The following is a 20,392-nucleotide window of genomic DNA, read 5'->3' on the forward strand; positions in this document are numbered from 1 at the left end:
TGATACATGGCTTTGCATCGCAAAACACCAGCGGATCGGTTGTTTTATGCCATTTTAGGGTTGTCGTTGGCCCTTGTTGCGGTCATCTATTGTGCGGTAAATCAGCCCAGTAGCCATTTACGCTTTGAAGTCAAAGAACGCCAAAAAATTTCGGTATTTGACGGGGAGCGATTGATATTACAGGATGTGGATTCAGTTGCAATTTCAGCAGCAGGTGGGCAGAACCGAATACAGCTAAACGCAAATGACTTTACTGAAGACCCCCATTTTGTTGCAACCTATCCTGAGATGCAGCAATTTTTTATCAAGCAGAGCCAAGTTCATCAACTGATCAGCCAGCATCAGCAAATATTTTTGCATTCAGGCGATCATTCAAGCTCAACGCCATATCCTGTCAATATTCAGCCTAAACGAACGCTTCGAGATTTACCTTTTGAGTTCTGGTTTCAACTTGCTGTCAGTTCGATTGGATTTTTGCTGGGCTGCTGGATTTGGGCATTGCGTCCCAATGAAATCGCCCCCCGTGTTTTTGCCTTACTCAATGCAGCCTATCCCGTATTTGCCTTTTCCGCAGCCATCTATAGCACCCGTGATCTGGCTTTAAATGCCGAATTATTTCGGGTACTGGTCGCAATCAATACGGGTGGTGCATTGCTATATGGCTGTGCATTAATCAGTCTATTCTTGGTGTACCCAAAGCAGTTGATCAGAACCCAATGGTTGTGGGCAATACCGATATTTTTCTCTGGTTGGTGGTTGCTTGATACCTTATTTCTTTTGCCTGAACCAAGCATGGGGGGAGACTTACCCGTTACCCTGCAAATGCTGGGCGCAATTTTATGTATGGTTTGGCAATGGCGGGCAAACCGACATGATCCACGGGCAAAAGTGGCATTGCGCTGGTTTGCCTTATGGATTCTGGTCAGTAGCGGCGCATTTGTATTTTTGGTTCAGAGTACCCAGCTACTTGATATTCAGCTTAATATGTCACAAGGCTATTCGTTCGGTTTCTTCCTGTTTGTGACTATTGGTATTGCGATTGGCTTAAAACGCTATCAGTTATTTAGTCTGGACCGTTGGGCATTCGGAATTCTGTACTGGCTGGCAGGAGCGATTTTACTGGTGTTGCTGGATGCCTTTCTGGTGATGATGTTAAGCCCACTTATGTCACTCAGTCTGGCCATCCTGATTTGTGGTCTGGTTTGGTTGCCTGTCCGTGGCTGGCTACAGGCACGCCTGTTACAACGCAAAAAGTTATCCGACAGCGAACTGTTTGAACGAATCTTGCAGGTCAGCTTTGCGGTGAATGAGCAGGAACGCCAGTTACAGTGGAAAGCCTTGTTGAATGACCTGTTTCAGCCTTTAAACCTTGAGATAAGTGAACAGACAAATCATAGCCAAATCGAAGACAACGGACTGGTGCTCTATATCCCACAGGTGGCAGGGCTGACGGCGATGCGTCTCAGCTATCCGCAGCAAGGCCGCCGTTTGTTTAGTGAATATGACCAGCAACTGATCCAGAATCTATTACCGTTTTTAGCTCAGGCAGTAGAGAGTCGGGTTGCCTATGACAATGGTGTGCGTGAGGAAAGACACCGTATCGCCCGAGATTTGCACGATGATCTGGGGGCGAAACTATTATCGGGTCTCTACCAGAAAGATGTGGATCAAGCCAAGCAGGCCATTCGTCAGGCGATTGCCGAAATGCGTACCATCGTCAATGGTCTGTTAGGTACAGGGGTTGAGTTAAATGTGATTTTGCAGGAGTTTGAATATGAGGTTGCGACTCGCCTGCAAAGTTGTGGGATAGAACTAAATTGGCAACAAAACCTTGCAGACACACCCATTACCTTGAGTTATGCACAATACAGGCATTATATTTCTATGCTTCGGGAAATCATCAGTAATATAATGAAGCATGCCAATGCGCAAAAAGTGACGATTGACATCAGTTTGCTTGACTCACAACTGGTTTCAGTCATTTGTGATGATGGTGCTGGATTTGATGGTCAAACTAATCAGTCTGAGGGGAATGGGCTTAAAAACCTGAGGGAACGTGCAACTGAACTTTCGGCAACCCTGCATTTTCATAGGCTGCCAGAAACACAAGGTTCAAGGGTAGAGTTGATTTTTCCATTATCGTGACTGTGGCAAAAAGTAATGGATGTAAATATATAAGATGGGTGTAAATATGATTCAAACGGCATTGATTTTAGAAGATATACTGGAAGTCAATGCATGGATGAAACAGATGTTGCTTGAAACCTTTGCAGGCATTCGTATCCAGCAGGTTTATAGTGTAAAGGAAGCAAAACATTCATTATTGTCACAACATTATGATCTGGCCTTGATTGATCTTTCCTTGCCTGATGGAAAGGGAACAGAGGTGATTGACTGGCTGGAACAACATTCTGCCAATACCTTGAGTGTGGTGGTGACAATTTTTGAAGATGACCAATATCTGTTTGAGGCCATTTGTCATGGTGCAAAAGGGTACTTGCTGAAAGACCTTGAACCAACTGTATTTCAGCAGCATTTGAAAAACCTGATTGCTGGAATCCATGCCTTTTCCCCAAGCATGACGCAGAAACTACTCAATTATGTCAAAACACATGAACAGCTCAATCAACAAAAGCAACAGGCCATACAGTCACTGACTTTAACAAATCGGGAAAAACAGGTGCTTGTCTATATTGCAAAAGGACATCAGGTCGCTGAAATCGCCTACGAATTAAAATTATCTGGCCATACCATAAATGGCTATATCAAGACAATTTATCAAAAACTGCATATTTCATCCCGTGCTGAAGCAGCATTGCTGGCACAGCAATATGGTTTAATTTGAGAGGTTTTGTTCTGCTAGGGCTTTCTTCTCTAGCCATGTCACGACATCTTCATTTTTGACACGGTCATAAATATCTTCAACTGAAATGCTTAAACCAATTGAGTTCAGTGTAATGTGATCTCCCAAATAGTAGAAATGAGATTGCCAGTTTTGACTACGACATACCACTTCAATCTCGGCAATACCCTGTTCAATCAGGATATATTCCTGTAGGGTCGGAATCTGTAGATACTTTTCACGTTTGATCACACGGTCAATCTGGCGCGTGGATTTAGACAATACCTCAACAATAATGGTCGGTGTTTCTGTAAAAACACTGTCATCTGCTAAATCTGAACAATCAACCAGTACATCAGGATAGAAATAACAGTCGTCAATTTTGACTTTCATATCTGACATCATAGAACTGCAAGATTTTCCTTTTAAATGCATATGAAAGGCTGAATTTATATTACTGACAATATGATTATGCGCCGCTTTTGCCCCAGCCATTGCATAGACTTCGCCATGAATATATTCATGTTTAATATCAGTCAGCAATTCGCCATCAAGATAATCCTGTTCACTGACTGAAAGTGGGTAGGCATGATGAGGTGACATGGCAATAACTCATAATGATATAAATACAGCCTATACCTTAGCGTGTATGAAGAAGTATCACAACTGACTGAATATTCACATTGTAAGCAAGTTTTTGAAGTCAAAATAGATTTTAGGCTATCCCCCCTGAACTGGGGATACACAGAAAACCCTAAAAACGTTACTGTCATCACGAAAGGGATGAAATAATGAATGGGGTTAGTATGTTAAAAAAAAGTTTATTGAGTGCTTGTATTGCTGCCAGTGTGTTACTGACAGCATGTCATGATGACGATGATCAGCACAGTAATACATCACCAACACCGACCACAACCTACAGTAATTTAGCTGGAACAGCAGCTGTTGGGGCAGCGATTAAAAATGCCAGTGTCACAGCGAGTTGTAAAGATGGCACTGGGTTTAAAAATGAGGTTAAAACCAATGAACAGGGGGAATGGTCAGGGGAGGTGGATAGCACTAAACTACCTTGTGCATTGGAAGTGAAAGCATCAGATACCCAAACCTTGCATGGTTATGCTACAAAAGCGGGTAATGTCAATATTACACCATTTACTGATCTTGCTCTGGCTTTGGCAAGCTCACAAACGCCAAGTGACTGGTACAAAACTTATCAACCAATTTTAGAAACCACACTGAAAACTGCGGTAGATAATTTAACCAAGCAACTCAAAGCAAATGGTTATGTATTACCAGAAAACTTTGACCTATTAACAACTAAATTTGCGATTGATGATGCATTTGATAAAGCTCTGGATGCCTTTGCAGCGTCATTGGCTGCCAATCAAGCAACAATTAAAGACTACGCTGCCCTGATTGAGAAAGTAAAAGCAGGAGATGTGGCAGCAGTTCCTGATTTCGTTCCTGTAACTCCTGCCCCAGTAACAGAAACCTGTGCCAGCAAGAAACTACCTGTAGGCAAACTCAGTGATTTGACGAGCTATAGCGGTGATTACAGTGATAAAGGTACAGTGGTCTTTAATCTGAATGCAGCGACAGGAAAAGTTATTGCAAAAGGCACAACTGCAACCATTGCAGAAGTTTGTGGCGCAAACGTCCAAAATAATGGTACAAATTATTATGTAATTACTGACAAGGGATATGTGACACTATTTAAAGACAATGCAGGTAAATATTCTGCGGAAAGTGCAGATTTTACAGGTTTTTATGGTGAAAAAGCCACAGCCTCTCCACAACTTTGCGAGTCAAATGGTGCGGATGATAAGCTTGGCTTTAAGAATGCCCCGAATGATTTCTGTAGCTTTAGTAAGGCAAGTTCAGTTGCAATTACATCACCTGATATTTATACATTTTTTAATGCTGATAAAAAAGAAAATGTAAAAATCACGGTTGAAAATTCAGTTGTGAAAAGTGTTGCTGTTGAAAATAATAGTTATGCTTGGGCATGTGGTGTGGGAACAAATCCTGCCTGTAATGGTGTAACCGTAAAAGATGGACAGATCAATTCAAAACCTGCAAAAAGCTTCTATTTTAATAATACTGTATTAAAAGCAGTCAGTGGGACAACGCAAGATCTAACAGTTAAAAATAATAGTTTGTTGATGTATTTAGATAACAGTCAGCAGACTACACCGACACCTGCTACAAGCTGTGCAAAGAGTACTAATCAATGGGGTTGTATCACCATTACTGGATTAGCTTCGCCATTGATATTCGAACATGACTCAGCTGTATGGGCGACACCAAGAGTTGGGCAGTTTAACGCATCTAATCAAACTGTAAATGTACAGTTCGCCCATAAAGCAAATCCACCACTAGAGGATGGTATAACGATTACCAAAGCTAATGCGAGTGCTACTTATATCTCATTTGCACTAGGTTCAATAACTTGGTATCAATGTGGAACATATGCTTCGGAAACTTCTGTATGCCCTGGATTAAGTTTGGACACAGCAAACCGTACATTAACATTTAAAGATGTAAAACTTTCTCATCAAGCTGATCCAACGAAAATATTAACTGCCAATGGCATACTGAAATTTTAAAAATTCACTCTAATCTTAGCTGGGGCATCTATTGATGCCCTTTTATATTTGACAATATTAATTGTCAAAAATAATATAAAAGCGATTTAAAAGAATGGATAGCTGAAATGGAAATAAAAACAATCACATTACCCACACGCAAGATAGACGTAGAAGTATATGCACCTGCACAGACGTCAGAAAAAGTCCCTGCAATTTTATTGCTGCATGAGTTGTTTGGCATTCTCGATGTGTATCGGGAAGATGCGAAGGACTTGGCAAATCGTGGCTATCTGGTTTATGTACCCAATTTATTTAGTGGTGGTGCAGTCAAGTATTGTATTCGGGCAATGGTCAGTAAGGCTGGGCGAATCAATGCTGCCGATAGTGATATGAATAAAGAAATTCATGTGTTACTTGATGCGTTAAAAGCTGATCCACGCTCAAATGGTCGCTTGGGCATGCTGGGACAATGTTTAACGGGTGGTTATGTGATTCAAATGGCCAAGCGTGAGGATATGCTGGCACCTGTGGTTTATCATCATTCTCTAGGGATTCAAGGGGCGGGTGTTCCAAACAACGAGTCTCTGGATGAAGTTCGCATTCTACAGGGGCATTGGTCAAACGTTGATCCATTCTGTCCAACAACCAAGCGCAACAAACTGATTCAGCAACTGGGTGGTCGGGTTGAAGCCTATACCTATAACATGCCACATGGATTCCGCAGTGTCAGTCGAGGTTTACCAGAAGCAAAGGTGGTTTGGCAACGCACAGTTGAATTTTTTGATCGTGAATTAAAACAAAATACGGTATAAATAATATGCTTAGGCACATATCACGTATAAATATTGATTCTTATAGAAATAAAATGAGAGGGGAAAATGTCACATACATACGAATATGCAGGTTTTTGGATACGCTTTCTTGCGTCTATTATTGATTCGATTATTCTGATTGTCGCTTTGATTCCGATCATGATGATTATCGCACCAAATGCTGCAAGTGATTTTACAGGCTGGACATGGTCAGATTGGCTTGGCCAGATTATTGGTGCAGTTTTTTATATTGTATGCTGGGTAAAATTTGCAGGAACACCTGGAAAACGTTTATTACGTTTAAAGGTACTGGATGAAAAAACAGGCGAAAACCTCACGGTTGGGCAAGCTATTCTTCGTTATATTGGTTATTTCCCATCTACGCTGGTTTTCTTTCTCGGTTTTATCTGGATTGCATTCGATAGTAAAAAACAAGGCTGGCATGACAAAATCGCAAAAAGTGTAGTTGTACGTGAGTTGTAACTTTAGATTTTCAAGATGAACACAAAAAAGTCGTCATGGTTGACGGCTTTTTTGTTTCTATCCACATGAAAATAAATGAATTGAGAGGCTATGTCTCATAAATGATATATCAGCCTTTTAAGCTTTCACATAGAATAAAATCGCATTGATAAAAATGAGAACAACATGAGTTCAGAGGCACATTCAATCAGCTTAATTGCACCCGTGGTTTTATTGGCTGCAGCTGTGATTGCAGTCCCTATTTTTAAACGAATAGGTTTGGGTTCGGTACTGGGTTACTTAATTGCAGGCTTGATCATTGGACCATTTGGCTTTGCTTTCTTCCAAGACTCCGCATCAATTTTACACATTGCAGAGTTAGGAATCGTCATGTACCTGTTTGTGATTGGACTGGAAATGCAGCCTTCACACTTATGGAGTCTAAGGCGTGAGATTTTTGGCTTAGGGACTTTGCAAATTATTGCTTGTGCTTTGGCATTAACAGGTGTTGGGCTTTTATTTGGATTTAAATGGCAAGTTGCATTTATTGGTGCAGCAGGTTTTGTACTGACATCCACTGCAATTGTGATGCAACTCTTGGGCGATCGTGGTGATATTGCACAGCCACAAGGTCAAAAGATTGTCGCGATTTTATTATTTGAAGACTTATTAATTGTCCCATTACTGGCAATTGTTGCTTTTATGGCACCGAATCATGTGGTGGAAAGCACTTCAGCACGTTTAGAAAATATTGGCATTGGTTTAATTGCAATTGCAGGTTTAATCGCCGCCGGTTATTGGTTGCTCAATCCTTTATTTAGATTGCTTGCTGCGGCAAAAGCACGAGAAGTAATGACGGCTGCAGCACTTTTAGTGGTGTTGGGTGCTGCTTTATTGATGCAAGTCAGTGGCTTATCTATGGCAATGGGGGCATTTCTTGCAGGCGTGTTGCTATCAGAATCAACTTTTAGACACCAAATTGAAGCCGATATTGAACCATTTCGAGGAATTTTATTGGGGCTCTTTTTCCTTGGTGTTGGAATGTCACTGGATTTATCGGTCGTGAAGCAAAACTTGCAACTGATCGTCAGTGGCGTTATTGCAATGATGTTTGCGAAATCACTTATGATTTATATCGTTGCGCGAATAACCCAAAGTCGGCATACGGAAGCTTTGGATCGTGCTTTATTGATGGCGCAAGGCGGTGAGTTTGCTTTTGTTCTGTTTTCTGCGGCGCTCACTGCTCAGGTGATTGATAATACAGTTAAGTCGAATCTAACAGCAATTATTGTACTGTCTATGGTATTAACCCCAATCTTAGGCATTCTTTTTAAACGATTTACCGAAACCAAAGATTCAGTTTCTCTTGATAATGTTGATATAGCTGAAGGTCTAAGTGGCAGTATTCTAATGATTGGTTTTGGTCGTTTTGGTCAGGTGACAAGTCAATTACTCTTGGCAAGAGGGGTTGATGTGACAATTATTGATAATGACATCGACATGATTCAAAACGCAGAAAAATTTGGTTTTAAAATTTACTACGGCGATGGCTGTCGTCTCGATATTTTACATGCTTCAGGCGCTTCAACGGCAGAAGCAATCGTGATTTGTGTTGACAGTAAGCAAACAACCAATCGAATTGTAGAATTGGTTACGAATGAGTTTCCGTTAGCCAAAGTCTTGGTCCGTTCTTATGATCGGGAACATTCACTACATTTGGTCAAACAAAAAGTCGATTATATGATTCGTGAAACCTTTGAATCTGCGATTAAATTCGGTGAGGTCATTTTAGAACAATTAGGTGTCGATGAAGATGAGGTTCGCATGATCTCAAATGAAATTCGAGAACGTGATAATGAGCGTTTTGAAACAGAAATTGCTGCGGATGATGTCTATGCTGGGGTGGGTTTACAATATTCACATTCTCATCCTCGACCTACAGCACCATTGATTCGACCTAAACAAGCAGGACGAATTTTAAATGGTGAAGAAACTGAAAAGGATGTAGAAGATAGGTAAGTCGATTTTGAAATAAAATGGATTTAAATAAGTCTTAGCTAGACTAAACTAAGACTTATTTTTTAATTTAAATTTGAATAAAACTAAAACAAAAATACCCAATAAAAGCCCCCAAAATGCAGAACCAATTCCCCAAAATTGAACTCCCGATGCGCTACATAAAAAGGTGAGTAATGCTGCTTCTCGTTCTTCTACGTTTGCAAAAGCCACTGCAATGTTATGGCTAATCGTGGCAAATAGGGCAATACCTGCAAGTGCAACAATAAAAATAGGCGGAAATGACATGAGTAAGCTGACTAAGGTTGCAGCGAAAAGCCCCATTAAAATATAAAATAAACCACAGCTTATACCTGCAATATAGCGTTTGCTCGGATCAGGATGCACTTGATCATCTAAGCTGACTGCTGCACTAATCGCGGCTAAATTGATCGAGAAACAACCAAAAGGGGCGAAAATCGTATGTGCAATGCCTGTCCAGCCTACAATTTGATTGACGTGTGGGTGATAACCATAGCTTTTAATCATGGCAATACCGGGCAAATTTTGTGAAGTCATATTGATGACAAACAAGGGTAAGGCTAGACCCAGTAATGCAGACCATGAAAATGAAGGTTGCATCCATACAGGTTGAGTAAAAGACCAAGTGATTGAATGTAATTGAAATTCAATAAAGAGCGGGCAAATCATTGCACCTAAAATCACTGTCAGCACAATGCTATAACGAGGCAATAAGCGTTTTGACACAAGATAAATTGCTAACATGCTTAAGATAAAGCCGAGTTGACTTTCTAAGCTGCTAAAAATCTGAATTCCAAATTTTAATAAAATCCCAGCAAGCATCGCACATGTTAGGCTTTGAGGAATATGCGCCAGTAACTTTTGGAAAATGCCTGAAAATCCAACGATTGCGATTGCGACGCCACAAATTAAGAAAGCACCAATTGATTCATACAAATCATAATGGCCAGTCGATGCAATGATCAGTGCAATCCCTGGGGTTGACCATGCTGTAGCAACTGGATATTTATATTTCCAAGATAAGATGAGTCCTGATAATCCAATCGCTAAACCTAATGCCCAAAACCAAGAGCTGATTTGTGCTGTATTTGCACCTAAAGATTGTGCGCCTTGGATCACTAATACAGCAGAAACGCTAATTCCAATCAGGAAGGTAATAAAGCCAGCAAAAACGGCAGGAATCGAAAAATCTTGAATTAGACGTTGCATCAAGGCATCTATACTTAATTAAAATTTGTTGAAAAGTATATCGTTAATTCAGCGGAAATCGTAGTTTAAAAATGATTGAATTAATTGATCATATGATCAAAACATTATTATGTAAGGGTAGAGGTTGCCAACCGTAATCCAAAAATAAAGAATAAAATACCCACGCTACAAACACCTCCAGCGGCAAGTTTGTAATTATGTTTGAAAAAGTTTGCTAATTTAACACCTGAAAAAATCAGAGCAGTCAGATAGGTAAAACTGACCAGTTGCACAATAATGGCTAAGATCAGAAAGCTGAGTGCTGGATAAGCATAATTGGGTTGTACAAATTGCACGAAAAAAGACAGGAAAAACAGAATCGCTTTAGGATTGAGTAAACTGATACTGAGTGCTGTACGATAGGGATGAATTTGATCTAAACGTGGTAAATCCGCCATTTCTGTAGGGTGTGCAGGCTTATTCCATGTCTGATAGGCACTTTGTAATAGCTTGAAGCCTAGATAGGCGAGATAACAAGCGCCTGTTAATTTTAAAACGATAAATAAAATCGGGAAGGCTTTTAATAATGATGCCGCACCTAAGACCGTACACAGGATTAAAATAGAATCACCTGTGAATACGCCACATGCCGCAGCATAACCTGTACGAATACCATAGCGTGAAGCGACCGACATCACATATAAAGAGTTTGGGCCAGGCAATAACACAATTAAGATTGTACCAATAATGAAAGTGGTTAAATCTGTTATGCCGAACACAATCTACTCATTAAAAAACCGATTTTCATTAATATAACAAAAATCGGTTTTTATAGGTGAAAAATAAACTAATTAAGGTCGAATCTCTGCATCAATACCAAAAGATTGACGCAGTAATAAACTCAAATGATCACGTGCTTTGATAAAGCCATCAATACCACCTTGTAGTAATTGGAAAGCCATTAAATCTTGCTCAAGTTCAGCTTTAAAACTTTCTTTGGTCTGGGCAGAACGTTCAATTTTTTCCGCCTGTTCTGCGGCTTCGTTGCTGAGTTGCGCTGTAACCGTTTGTTGATCCTGATCCAGTTGTGCCAATAAATTTGGCGCAATGGTCAATAAATCACAACCTGCTAAACCAAGGACTTGTGCTGTGCTACGGAAACTTGCTCCCATGACCTGTGTCGCAATACCGTGTTGCTTGTAATAGTTATAAATTTTCTTGACTGAAAGTACACCTGGATCGTTTTCGATCGGGTATTGCTCAACGCCTTCCGCTTTTTTATACCAGTCTAAAATACGACCAACAAAAGGAGAAATTAGGGTTACTTTTGCATCTGCGCAAGCTTGGGCCTGATGCAAACCAAACAATAATGTTAAGTTACATGGAATCCCTTCAGCCTCTAAAACTTTAGCTGCTTGAATGCCTTCCCACGTTGACGCGATCTTGATCAAGATACGAGATTGCTCAATACCATAGCCTTGGTAAAGTTTAGAAAGTTCACGCGCTTTGGCAATCGTCGCATCAGTATCATAAGAAAGAGAAGCATCGACTTCAGTTGAAACACGTCCATCGATCAATTTTAAAATTTCAACGCCAAACTTCACTGTCAAAATATCAATGGTGCGTTCAATCAGTTCATCACTTTGATAGCCTTCTTGTTTTGCTTGTGTATAAGCTTCTTCAATCAGTTGCTTACTTTCAGGTTGTTCAGCCGCTGCTGTAATAAGTGATGGATTGGTTGTTGCATCTAAGGGACGAAATTTTTCAATCGCTTCTAGATCACTACTATCGGCAACAACGGTTGTTAAATTTTTTAATTGGTGTAATGCAGTCTGAGTCATTGATATAGCGTTCTTACTTAAAAAAAATTATGGATAACTTCTTTATAGCACAATCTACAGGAAAGCAAAGCATCGCTTTCAATACATTTAAATCTGAGTAATTTAGTCGCTTTTCCTAGGTTGTTGCCGTTGTTGTCGAATGTGCTCAATCAAAAATCTAGCAGCAACACCTAACTTGCTTTCTCGACTCCAGACTAAATCAACATAGTATTCAAACTTTGGGGTGAAATCATAAAGTTGCAAAACTTTTAATTTTTTCTTTAATTCTGGGTTTTCATTAAACATTTCTAAGGGCAAAACACCCCAACCTAAATTCCGAAGAATCATCATACAAGCAGAATGATGATTATCTGTACGCCAATAATCTTTAGAAAATAACAATTCAGGTTTAATGCTATGGTCACGGCTAGCGACCACGATTTGGCGTGTCTGCACCATTTGCTCAAATGAAATTTGCTCAAATTGGGCTAAAGCATGACCTTGAGCAATCACTGGAACAAGAGCTTCTCTTTTTAATTCAACAAATTGTTCACGACTATCTAATTGTTCTCGTTCAAACATCAGTGCAAGTTGTGCAGACTGATCCAGTAACATCTGTAAAGCATCTTCCTGAGGAGCAGAAAAAATATTAATAGTCAGATTTGGAAAATGTTGTTCAAGCAACGTAATGTAATCGGTCCAATTGGTATGTAGCAATTCAGAAACCACGACAATGTTTAAAGTTGACTCTAGTCCAGCGCTGAGTGCATGAGCATGTTGTTTCCATTGATTGATTTCAATCAAAAGCTGTTGAGTTTTCTCATATAAAACCATTGCCGCAGGTGTTGGTGTAGGTTCACGTCCAATTCGCTCGAATAAATTGAGATTCAGATCAATTTCTAAATTGGCAATTGACATACTCACTGCCGAAGGAACTTTGCCGAGTTTCCGAGCAGCAGCCGAAAATGAACCTGTTTCGATTACGGTCTGAAACATCAGAAGTTGTTCTTGATTAATATTCATCTGTCAAAACTAATCTATCAAAAAAAGTGAAAGAACCTGATTAGATTAATCAAAATTATAAAAATAAAATGGCGCGTATCCAAATAAAAGAGTGTTAGAAAATGTTGATTTCCAGAAGAAGACTCATTCATGCAATTAGCTATGAAGTGATCTTATTGGTCATCATCGCAATTGCGTTAAGTTTTATTTTTAGTATGCCTTTAGAGGTGACTGGTATTCTAGGTGTAATCATGGCCATCATTTCAGTGATTTGGAACATGATTTTTAACCATTATTTTGAGAAAGTTGAACATAAATATCAGTGGAAACGAACGATTCCTGTGCGTATCTTGCATGCGGTTGGTTTTGAGGGTGGTTTGATGCTTGCGACCATTCCAATTATTGCTTATATGATGAAGATGAGCTTTATTGATGCATTAATTTTAGATTTTGGTCTAACGATGTGTATTTTGGTTTATACCTTTATCTTCCAATGGTGTTATGACATGGTAGAGGAGCGTTTCTTTCCTGATGTGAAATTTGCATCTTGATATATAAATAAAGGCATTGTTTAGTAGACTCTTTTAAACAATGCCTTAAAAGCACATAATTGATTAAAATAAAAAGGATTTTTGATACTTATTATGGATACGGATCATTTCTGGAAAACTTTTGTGATAATTCATGGTTTCGTTATTTCTTTTATATATTGATCTATATGGTAGCTGATCAATTGTCTTAGAAGCTAAATAGCCTAAGTAGATCTCAAACAGAATAGAAAATTCACATCCCTAAAAAAACTCCATGCTAAACTAAGCGCATTGTCTTTTCGATTACATGATTTTCTCTATGTTTCAACAAGAAATCTTTCAATTAAACCTACAACAATTCAAAGCAGGCGAAAAGCGCTGGATTGGTTCCTTACGTGGATCATCAGCAGCATTATTATTTAAAGAAATTGCCACGCAAAGTTCAAATCTATATGTGATTGTTGCGAGAAATAATCAGCATCTTGCTCAGCTCGAAAGTGAACTTGAATTTTACGGAATAAAACCAACGATTTTTCCTGATTGGGAAATTTTGCCTTATGACCGTTTATCTCCGCATCAAGATATTGTTTCTGAACGTTTGGCGATTTTAGCGAATATGCCACAAAAGGGTATTCTACTGGTTTCTGCCAGTACCTTAGCGCAACGTGTTGCACCGTACTCATGGGTGGTTGGTGAACACTTTGATATTAAAGTTGGACAACGACTTAATTTGGAAGCACAGAAAAAGCAACTTGTGCAGGCGGGTTATCGTTTGGTTGATACTGTTTATGATCATGGAGAATTTGCAGTTCGTGGCAGTATCATGGACATTTATGCATCTGGACAAGATCAACCGATTCGAATTGATTTATTTGATGATGAAATTGAAAGCTTAAAATTTTTTGATCCAGAAACGCAGAGAACCACTGAGTCTTTAAAAAACTTCACTGTTTTACCAGCAAAAGAATTTCCTTTAAAAGAGGGACGTTCTACCTTTAGAGATCGTTACGCAGAAAGTTTTCCAACTGCGAATCCTAAGAAAAACCCAATTTATCAAGATGTACTTGAAGGAATTGCAACACCGGGATTAGAGTTTTATTTACCTTTATTCTTTGAGAAAAAGGTGATGGAAGCGCAAAGTATGCTTATGACATACTTACCAAAGAATTGCGTTGTCATTACAAATAACGAAGTTGAAGATGAACTCATCAACTTCTGGAAAGAAGTGGTTCGTCGTTATGAAGATCGCCGTCATAACATCGACCAACCAATTCTTCCGCCTGAAGAGCTTTTTTTAATGCCAAATCATGTGTTACAGGCATTAAACCAATTTCCAAGGATTTTAGCTTCAGCAGAAGCATTTGACGAAAAAGTAGGTGTTTTAAATCTTGCAGCAGAACAACCACCAAAGCTTGCAGTTGATCCTAAAAAAGAACAGCCCTTTGAAGCTGTTAAACATTATATCGACCAAGTTAAACATCCTGTTTTATTGGTAGCAGAAAGTGCAGGTCGGCGTGAAACCTTAAAAGATGCATTACGTTCAGTTCTAGGTGAAATTCAAAATGTAGAGAATTTTGTCCAATTTCAGAAAGACAAGCTACAAGTTGCAATCACAAGCGCACCATTAGATCGTGGACTCGTGCTCAGCAATCAACTCTCAGTCATTTCTGAAAATCAACTCTATGAACATCGGGTAGTGCAGCGACGTCGTAAGCGTCAGCAAGAAGTTTCTGAAGAATTTCTTGTTCGGAGTTTAACTGAACTCAGTATTGGTGCGCCTGTAGTACATATCGATCATGGTGTTGGACGTTATGCAGGCTTAATTACCTTAGAAATTGATCAACAGGATCATGAGTTTTTACAGCTCGATTATGCAGATGGTGCAAAAGTTTATGTGCCTGTCACCAATTTACACCTGATCAGCCGTTATAGTGGTGGCGATCCTGACTTAGCACCTTTACATAAATTAGGTACAGATACATGGAGTAAAGCCAAGCGGAAAGCTTTAGAGCAAATCCATGATGTTGCGGCTGAGTTGTTACATATTCAGGCCCGTCGTCAATCGAAACCGGGTTTTGCTTTTGAGCTCGATCATATTGGATATATGCAATTCTCTAGTGGCTTTGCCTATGAAGAGACTTTAGACCAAGCCAACGCGATTGAAGCAACCCTCCAGGATATGCAGCTTGCCAAACCAATGGATCGTCTGGTGTGTGGTGATGTCGGTTTTGGTAAAACTGAAGTGGCGATGCGAGCAGCTTTTGTTGCAGTCCAAAACAACAAGCAAGTTGCGGTATTAGTTCCTACTACGCTATTGGCACAGCAGCATTATGAGTCCTTTAAAGATCGTTTTGCTGATACTGCGGTGCGCATTGAAGTGCTGTCTCGTTTTGGTAGTAATAAAGCGCATTTGAAAACGATTGAAGACTTAGCTGAAGGCAAAGTTGATATTGTGGTGGGAACACATAAAATCCTGCAAGAAAACATTCAATTCAAGAATCTTGGATTAATGATTGTTGATGAGGAACATCGTTTTGGTGTTCGTGATAAAGAACGGATTAAAGCCTTACGTGCCGATGTGGATATGCTGACGCTAACGGCGACGCCGATTCCACGAACTCTGAATATGGCATTCTCTGGGATGCGAGATCTTTCGATTATTGCAACGCCGCCCGCCCGCCGTTTAGCCGTCAAAACTTTTGTTCAAGAACATACGGATGACTCAATTAAAGAAGCGATTTTGCGTGAGTTGTTACGTGGTGGTCAGGTTTATTTGTTACATAATGAAGTTGAAACCATTGAAAGAGCAGCAGAAACGATTCGTAATTTAGTCCCAGAAGCACGTGTTGCAGTTGCACATGGACAAATGCGCGAACGTGAACTTGAGCAGATCATGCAGCAGTTCTATCACAAAGAATATAATGTTCTTGTATGTTCAACCATTATCGAAACGGGTATTGATGTACCGAATGCCAATACCATTATTATTGAACGTGCAGACAAACTGGGTTTAGCGCAGTTGCATCAATTGCGTGGTCGTGTTGGACGTTCACATCACCAAGCGTATGCTTATTTACTCGTTCCATCACTTAAACATCTCAAAGGTGATGCGGAAAAACGTCTTGATGCCATTCAACGTGCTTCAACATTGGGCGCAGGATTCATGCTTGCAACGGAAGACTTGGAAATCCGTGGTGCAGGTGAATTACTCGGTGAGCAGCAAAGTGGTTCGATGCAGGCAATTGGTTATAGCTTGTATATGGAAATGCTAGAGAAAGCGACCAAAGCCATCCAAAAAGGTAAAACGCCAAACTTTGATGCGCCTTTATCATTAACTGCTGAAATTAACCTGCACATACCAGCCCTGATTCCAGATGATTATCTGGGTGATGTACATCAACGCTTATTGTTCTATAAACGTATCAGTAACACCGATACGCAGGAAAAACTCGATAACATCCGTATGGAGTTGATTGATCGCTTTGGCATTCCACCACAGTCGGTCAAACAATTGTTTAGCGTACATCAATTACGTTTGAAGGCAGAGCAACTCGGGATTACCAAAATTGATGTCAATAATAACGGTGGCTATATCGAGTTTTCACCAGACACACCAGTGCAAGCGATCAGCATTATTCAGTTAATGCAAAACAATCCAACCTATTATCGTATGGAAGGAGGACAGCGTTTGAAGGTCACAGTGCAATTGGTTGAGTATGATAAGCGGATTCAGTTTATTGTTGATTTGTTAAATAAATTGCTAAATGAGCTACATAGTTAGTTGAAAAGTATATTTTTTGCTGACGAATTGAACAGCTTGGATTCCCCTTTAAGCAAAGAATTTGCTTTTTGTCTGATGTCGATGTAATAAATAAGGAAAATCATTGTTATTTGTAATCAAACAGGCGACTAATAATATTCACATCAAAACTGATGTGATAGTATTGATCATCATTATTATGCATCATTTATAAAGATATGTTTAGTTTGCATCCACAACTTGCTCAAGATACATTTTTTGTAGGCGACTTTCCGCTTTCAACATGTCGTTTAATGAATGATATGCAATTTCCATGGTTGATTCTTGTACCACGTGTACCGGGAATTAGCGAGTTATATGAATTAAGCCAAGCTGATCAAGAGCAATTCTTACGTGAATCAAGCTGGTTATCGAGCCAATTGGCACGCGTATTCCGTGCAGACAAAATGAATGTTGCAGCACTCGGTAACGTCGTGCCACAACTGCATTTTCATCATGTTGTACGTTATCAAAATGATGTTGCATGGCCTAAACCAGTTTGGGGAACGCCAGCCGTACCTTATAGCAATGATGTACTCGCACATATGCGTCAAACATTAATGCTTGCATTGCGTGGTCAAGGCGATATGCCATTTGACTGGCGTATGGACTGATTTAGAAAATAGAATAAAAAACAGTCTTCTATAACAAGGAAGGAGGGTAGGGTGTCACTAGATAGGTTAATAGATAAAGAACCTAGACAGTTCGCTTATTTTCATCGTTTGATGGGATATTCGATCTTGTCACTGATTTTAGTCATCTATGCATTTACCTCTCCCAGTGCTAACTATCAGCTTTACATCCTTCCTTTTTTATTGATCCATTTTCTTATTTGTCCCAAATTAGAAAAATGGCTTCAGTATAAATATGATAAAAATACTCAAAAAAATGTACTCTTTGCTTTTGAAGCGGTCATCGTTGCAATTGTACTTGCAGGGTTACACCTAAGTTTAGTTCCTACTTTTACGATTTTATTTGGGCTTCTTTATGTTGGTTTAAATAATAAAATTACACTCCCTGTTGCGTGTTTAATCGGACTGATCGGTGTTCTTACTTTTTACTTTTGTACTTTTACAATTTTTGCTGCTGAAGAATATTTCGAGCCTACAAATCCAGAACTGACTGTCGTTAGTTTATTTGGTTTGATGATGTTTATTGTGATTGGTAATTACTATCAGCACCGCCGTCTCAATATTCTGGAACAGCAACGCCGGCATTATCATAATCAAATGACGCGCTATATTGCGTTTGCCAACCAGCTCAGTCGTTATGCTCCACTTCAGTTATGGCAATCGATTATGCGGGGTGAGGCTGAGGCAAAAATTGAATATAAACGTAAAAAATTAACGGTTTTCTTCTCTGATATTCAAGGGTTTACTGAGCTTTCAGAAAGCCTTATTCCTGATGATTTAGCTTTTTTACTTAATGATTATTTAAGTCATATGACTGAAATAGCAAAACAGTATGAAGCAACCGTTGATAAGTTTATGGGCGATGCGATTCTCATCTTCTTCGGTGATCCAAATTCTCAGGGTGTTGAACAAGATGCGAAGTCATGTGTACAAATGGCGATCGCAATGCGTCAGCAAATGAAATTGTTGCGTGAGCGTTGGAAGAAAATGGGCTATCCAGCGTTGCACATTCGAATGGGTGTTAGTACGGGTTACTGTCACGTTGGGAACTATGGGGCTTCACACCGTATGGCCTATACCATTGTGGGACGTGATGTAAACTTGGCGGCGCGTTTACAGTCTGCTGCGGAAGTAGATGAAATCCTGATTGCGGATGATACCCATCAGCTAATTAAAAATGAATTTTTATGTGTACCGAAAGTGCCAATTTATTTAAAAGGGATTCAAGGACCTGTTAAAACGTGGCAGGTAATGGAAAAATTCACAGGTAAGAAATCCGATACACAAAAATGGTTTGATTTCGATTATAAAGGCTTCCATCTGGTTTTGAACTTAGAGGAAGTGCAGAATTATGAATATCCAGAATTGGTTGAAATTTTGGAGAATATGGTTCAGCGCATTAAAACACAACAAAAAATTACCAATGCTCAGGGTATTCCAAAACTGACTTTGGATGATGAAGTAAGATAAAAATATTCAATAATTAATTATAGAGTTGAAATATGTCTGCATTCGTTTCAAAGTATCCATTGGCTATTGATGAGAACATGGTGGGTGAGTATCCTGCTTTGGTAAAGTCTGGTGCAGGTTATTTTTATGATGATGTTCTTGAATATCGAGTTTGGTGTCACCCAGAACGTGGTGCGCTAGATGAATATGAGGGGCAAGATTATTATTGTGCATTTTCTAGTTATGAAGATGCTCAACAGTTTTCCGAACAAACAGCTGGAGCGGAACATCCTTTGGTTTTGATACGTCAAAGCTGTTGGATTAATGAACCTCAAACAGGCGTATTTACTGCTGATCGTGGAGAACGTCTAACTGAGTGGCAAGTAATCTGGTTGAATAATGCAAAACGTCAAGATGGTGATATTGAAAATTTCTTTGCGAAACGAGGAATTGCATTTACAGGCTATCAGGAAGTGATGGATGCGACGCCTTTCACCAGAGATTTTAATCCGCAAGCATACAAAGCATTCCCACAATATTTAGGGGTTATTGCCTGTTCTTGTGTTATTGATGGAAAATTGCCAATACGTTGGGTATCTCACGCAGGCGGAGACTGGCAAATGTATTGTCATGTGGATGCACATGATTTTTCTGAAAATAGTTTGGATTTTGAGCAGAATATTCAATTGACCAATATGGCACAATTACTCAAATATAATCCAGATTTGCAAATATTATATGATCTACCTATAGATAAAGGTGCTTATAGAGATCATGTGGAGTCTATTTGGCAATATTTTGAGGATTGTGATGTTGATCAATAAACTTGGATTAAAAAACTCCTCTAATAAAGAGGAGTTTTTTATGAATGAAGCTTAGTGATTTTCCGAAGCATGATTAATCGTATATTTCGGAATTTCAATTTCTAAATCTTCATCAACGATCTCAACTTGACATGACAGGCGAGAGTCAGGCTCTAAACCCCATGCACGATCAAGTAGATCTGCTTCAACATCGTTCATTTCTTCAAGGCTGTCAAAACCTTTACGAACAATCACGTGGCAAGTTGTACATGCCGCAGACATGTCGCAAGCATGTTCAATTTTAATGCCTTGTTTCAATAAGCTTTGGCATAAATTGGCGTTTTGTTCGACTTCAAATTCTGCACCTTCAGGGCAAATGAGTGAATGAGGAAGAACTTTAATACGTGGCATATTGATCACCTATACCT

17 protein-coding genes are annotated in these 20,392 nt (G+C 39.5%); 11 read left to right on the forward strand and 6 right to left on the reverse strand.

The window, feature by feature from the left end; genetic code table 11:
• Window positions 1-6: 6 nt before the first annotated feature.
• Window positions 7-2,145, forward strand: coding sequence for a two-component sensor histidine kinase (locus tag CDG55_RS06930; protein WP_087536844.1), 2,139 nt, complete (start codon window positions 7-9; stop codon window positions 2,143-2,145).
• A gap of 46 nt (window positions 2,146-2,191) precedes the next feature.
• Window positions 2,192-2,845, forward strand: coding sequence for a response regulator transcription factor (locus CDG55_RS06935; RefSeq protein WP_087536887.1), 654 nt, complete (start codon window positions 2,192-2,194; stop codon window positions 2,843-2,845).
• Here the strand turns inward: CDG55_RS06935 and CDG55_RS06940 are convergent.
• Window positions 2,837-3,445 (reverse strand): Uma2 family endonuclease, encoded by a 609-nt coding sequence (locus CDG55_RS06940; RefSeq protein ID WP_087536845.1) that lies wholly within the window; start codon window positions 3,443-3,445, stop codon window positions 2,837-2,839. The two genes, CDG55_RS06935 and CDG55_RS06940, sit on opposite strands and share 9 nt — an antisense overlap.
• Before the next feature lie 203 nt (window positions 3,446-3,648).
• Between CDG55_RS06940 and CDG55_RS06945 the strand changes: the two genes are divergently transcribed.
• The 4 genes from CDG55_RS06945 to CDG55_RS06960 all read left to right on the forward strand — a co-directional run bounded on the left by CDG55_RS06945 (window position 3,649) and on the right by CDG55_RS06960 (window position 8,723).
• On the forward strand, window positions 3,649-5,448 hold the full coding sequence (locus tag CDG55_RS06945; protein WP_087536846.1) for a hypothetical protein: 1,800 nt from the start codon (window positions 3,649-3,651) through the stop codon (window positions 5,446-5,448).
• 107 nt (window positions 5,449-5,555) lie between these two features.
• Complete coding sequence (locus CDG55_RS06950; protein WP_087536847.1) at window positions 5,556-6,242, forward strand: dienelactone hydrolase family protein; 687 nt, start codon at window positions 5,556-5,558, stop codon at window positions 6,240-6,242.
• 66 nt (window positions 6,243-6,308) lie between these two features.
• Window positions 6,309-6,725, forward strand: coding sequence for an RDD family protein (locus CDG55_RS06955; RefSeq protein ID WP_087536848.1), 417 nt, complete (start codon window positions 6,309-6,311; stop codon window positions 6,723-6,725).
• 165 nt (window positions 6,726-6,890) lie between these two features.
• Complete coding sequence (locus tag CDG55_RS06960) at window positions 6,891-8,723, forward strand: monovalent cation:proton antiporter-2 (CPA2) family protein (protein ID WP_087536849.1); 1,833 nt, start codon at window positions 6,891-6,893, stop codon at window positions 8,721-8,723.
• Between the two features lie 48 nt (window positions 8,724-8,771).
• Here the strand turns inward: CDG55_RS06960 and CDG55_RS06965 are convergent, their stop codons facing one another.
• The 4 genes from CDG55_RS06965 to CDG55_RS06980 form a co-directional block, all read right to left on the reverse strand.
• Window positions 8,772-9,950, reverse strand: coding sequence for a benzoate/H(+) symporter BenE family transporter (locus CDG55_RS06965; protein WP_087536850.1), 1,179 nt, complete (start codon window positions 9,948-9,950; stop codon window positions 8,772-8,774).
• Window positions 9,951-10,057: 107 nt separating this feature from the next.
• Entirely contained in the window at window positions 10,058-10,708 is a 651-nt protein-coding gene (gene leuE / locus CDG55_RS06970; protein ID WP_087536851.1) for a leucine efflux protein LeuE, read from the reverse strand.
• A gap of 72 nt (window positions 10,709-10,780) precedes the next feature.
• On the reverse strand, window positions 10,781-11,770 hold the full coding sequence (gene tal, locus CDG55_RS06975) for a transaldolase (RefSeq protein WP_087536852.1): 990 nt from the start codon (window positions 11,768-11,770) through the stop codon (window positions 10,781-10,783).
• 102 nt (window positions 11,771-11,872) lie between these two features.
• Complete coding sequence (locus CDG55_RS06980; protein ID WP_087536853.1) at window positions 11,873-12,772, reverse strand: LysR family transcriptional regulator; 900 nt, start codon at window positions 12,770-12,772, stop codon at window positions 11,873-11,875.
• A 101-nt stretch (window positions 12,773-12,873) separates the two neighbouring features.
• Between CDG55_RS06980 and aceI the strand changes: the two genes are divergently transcribed.
• The 5 genes from aceI (at window position 12,874) to CDG55_RS07005 (ending at window position 19,985) form a co-directional block, all read left to right on the forward strand.
• On the forward strand, window positions 12,874-13,302 hold the full coding sequence (gene aceI / locus CDG55_RS06985) for a chlorhexidine efflux PACE transporter AceI (RefSeq protein ID WP_087536854.1): 429 nt from the start codon (window positions 12,874-12,876) through the stop codon (window positions 13,300-13,302).
• A gap of 298 nt (window positions 13,303-13,600) precedes the next feature.
• Window positions 13,601-17,062 carry a transcription-repair coupling factor gene (mfd, locus tag CDG55_RS06990; RefSeq protein WP_087536855.1) on the forward strand — a complete coding sequence of 1,154 codons (3,462 nt, stop codon included), beginning with the start codon at window positions 13,601-13,603 and terminating at the stop codon, window positions 17,060-17,062.
• Between the two features lie 197 nt (window positions 17,063-17,259).
• Window positions 17,260-17,694 carry an HIT domain-containing protein gene (locus CDG55_RS06995; protein ID WP_005160827.1) on the forward strand — a complete coding sequence of 145 codons (435 nt, stop codon included), beginning with the start codon at window positions 17,260-17,262 and terminating at the stop codon, window positions 17,692-17,694.
• Window positions 17,695-17,745: 51 nt separating this feature from the next.
• On the forward strand, window positions 17,746-19,182 hold the full coding sequence (locus CDG55_RS07000) for an adenylate/guanylate cyclase domain-containing protein (RefSeq protein ID WP_087536856.1): 1,437 nt from the start codon (window positions 17,746-17,748) through the stop codon (window positions 19,180-19,182).
• Window positions 19,183-19,214: 32 nt separating this feature from the next.
• Window positions 19,215-19,985, forward strand: a complete 771-nt coding sequence (locus tag CDG55_RS07005; protein WP_087536857.1) for a hypothetical protein — start codon at window positions 19,215-19,217, stop codon at window positions 19,983-19,985.
• Between the two features lie 51 nt (window positions 19,986-20,036).
• Here CDG55_RS07005 and fdx read toward each other — a convergent pair whose 3' ends face one another.
• Entirely contained in the window at window positions 20,037-20,375 is a 339-nt protein-coding gene (gene fdx, locus CDG55_RS07010) for an ISC system 2Fe-2S type ferredoxin (RefSeq protein ID WP_087536858.1), read from the reverse strand.
• Window positions 20,376-20,392 lie beyond the last annotated feature (17 nt).

This window comes from Acinetobacter sp. WCHA45 (assembly GCF_002165255.2).
Classification (GTDB): Bacteria; Pseudomonadota; Gammaproteobacteria; order Pseudomonadales; family Moraxellaceae; genus Acinetobacter.

Coding starts and splice junctions, on each gene's coding strand:
- CDG55_RS07005 (WP_087536857.1), top strand. CDS start 19,215: ATGTCTGCATTCGTTTCAAAGTATCCATTGGCTATTGATGAGAACATG.
- CDG55_RS06935 (WP_087536887.1), top strand. CDS start 2,192: ATGATTCAAACGGCATTGATTTTAGAAGATATACTGGAAGTCAATGCA.
- CDG55_RS06940 (WP_087536845.1), bottom strand. CDS start 3,445: ATGTCACCTCATCATGCCTACCCACTTTCAGTCAGTGAACAGGATTAT.
- CDG55_RS06995 (WP_005160827.1), top strand. CDS start 17,260: ATGTTTAGTTTGCATCCACAACTTGCTCAAGATACATTTTTTGTAGGC.
- CDG55_RS06930 (WP_087536844.1), top strand. CDS start 7: ATGGCTTTGCATCGCAAAACACCAGCGGATCGGTTGTTTTATGCCATT.
- CDG55_RS06980 (WP_087536853.1), bottom strand. CDS start 12,772: ATGAATATTAATCAAGAACAACTTCTGATGTTTCAGACCGTAATCGAA.
- CDG55_RS06945 (WP_087536846.1), top strand. CDS start 3,649: ATGTTAAAAAAAAGTTTATTGAGTGCTTGTATTGCTGCCAGTGTGTTA.
- CDG55_RS06965 (WP_087536850.1), bottom strand. CDS start 9,950: ATGCAACGTCTAATTCAAGATTTTTCGATTCCTGCCGTTTTTGCTGGC.
- fdx (WP_087536858.1), bottom strand. CDS start 20,375: ATGCCACGTATTAAAGTTCTTCCTCATTCACTCATTTGCCCTGAAGGT.
- CDG55_RS06955 (WP_087536848.1), top strand. CDS start 6,309: ATGTCACATACATACGAATATGCAGGTTTTTGGATACGCTTTCTTGCG.
- CDG55_RS06960 (WP_087536849.1), top strand. CDS start 6,891: ATGAGTTCAGAGGCACATTCAATCAGCTTAATTGCACCCGTGGTTTTA.
- aceI (WP_087536854.1), top strand. CDS start 12,874: ATGTTGATTTCCAGAAGAAGACTCATTCATGCAATTAGCTATGAAGTG.
- tal (WP_087536852.1), bottom strand. CDS start 11,770: ATGACTCAGACTGCATTACACCAATTAAAAAATTTAACAACCGTTGTT.
- mfd (WP_087536855.1), top strand. CDS start 13,601: ATGTTTCAACAAGAAATCTTTCAATTAAACCTACAACAATTCAAAGCA.
- CDG55_RS06950 (WP_087536847.1), top strand. CDS start 5,556: ATGGAAATAAAAACAATCACATTACCCACACGCAAGATAGACGTAGAA.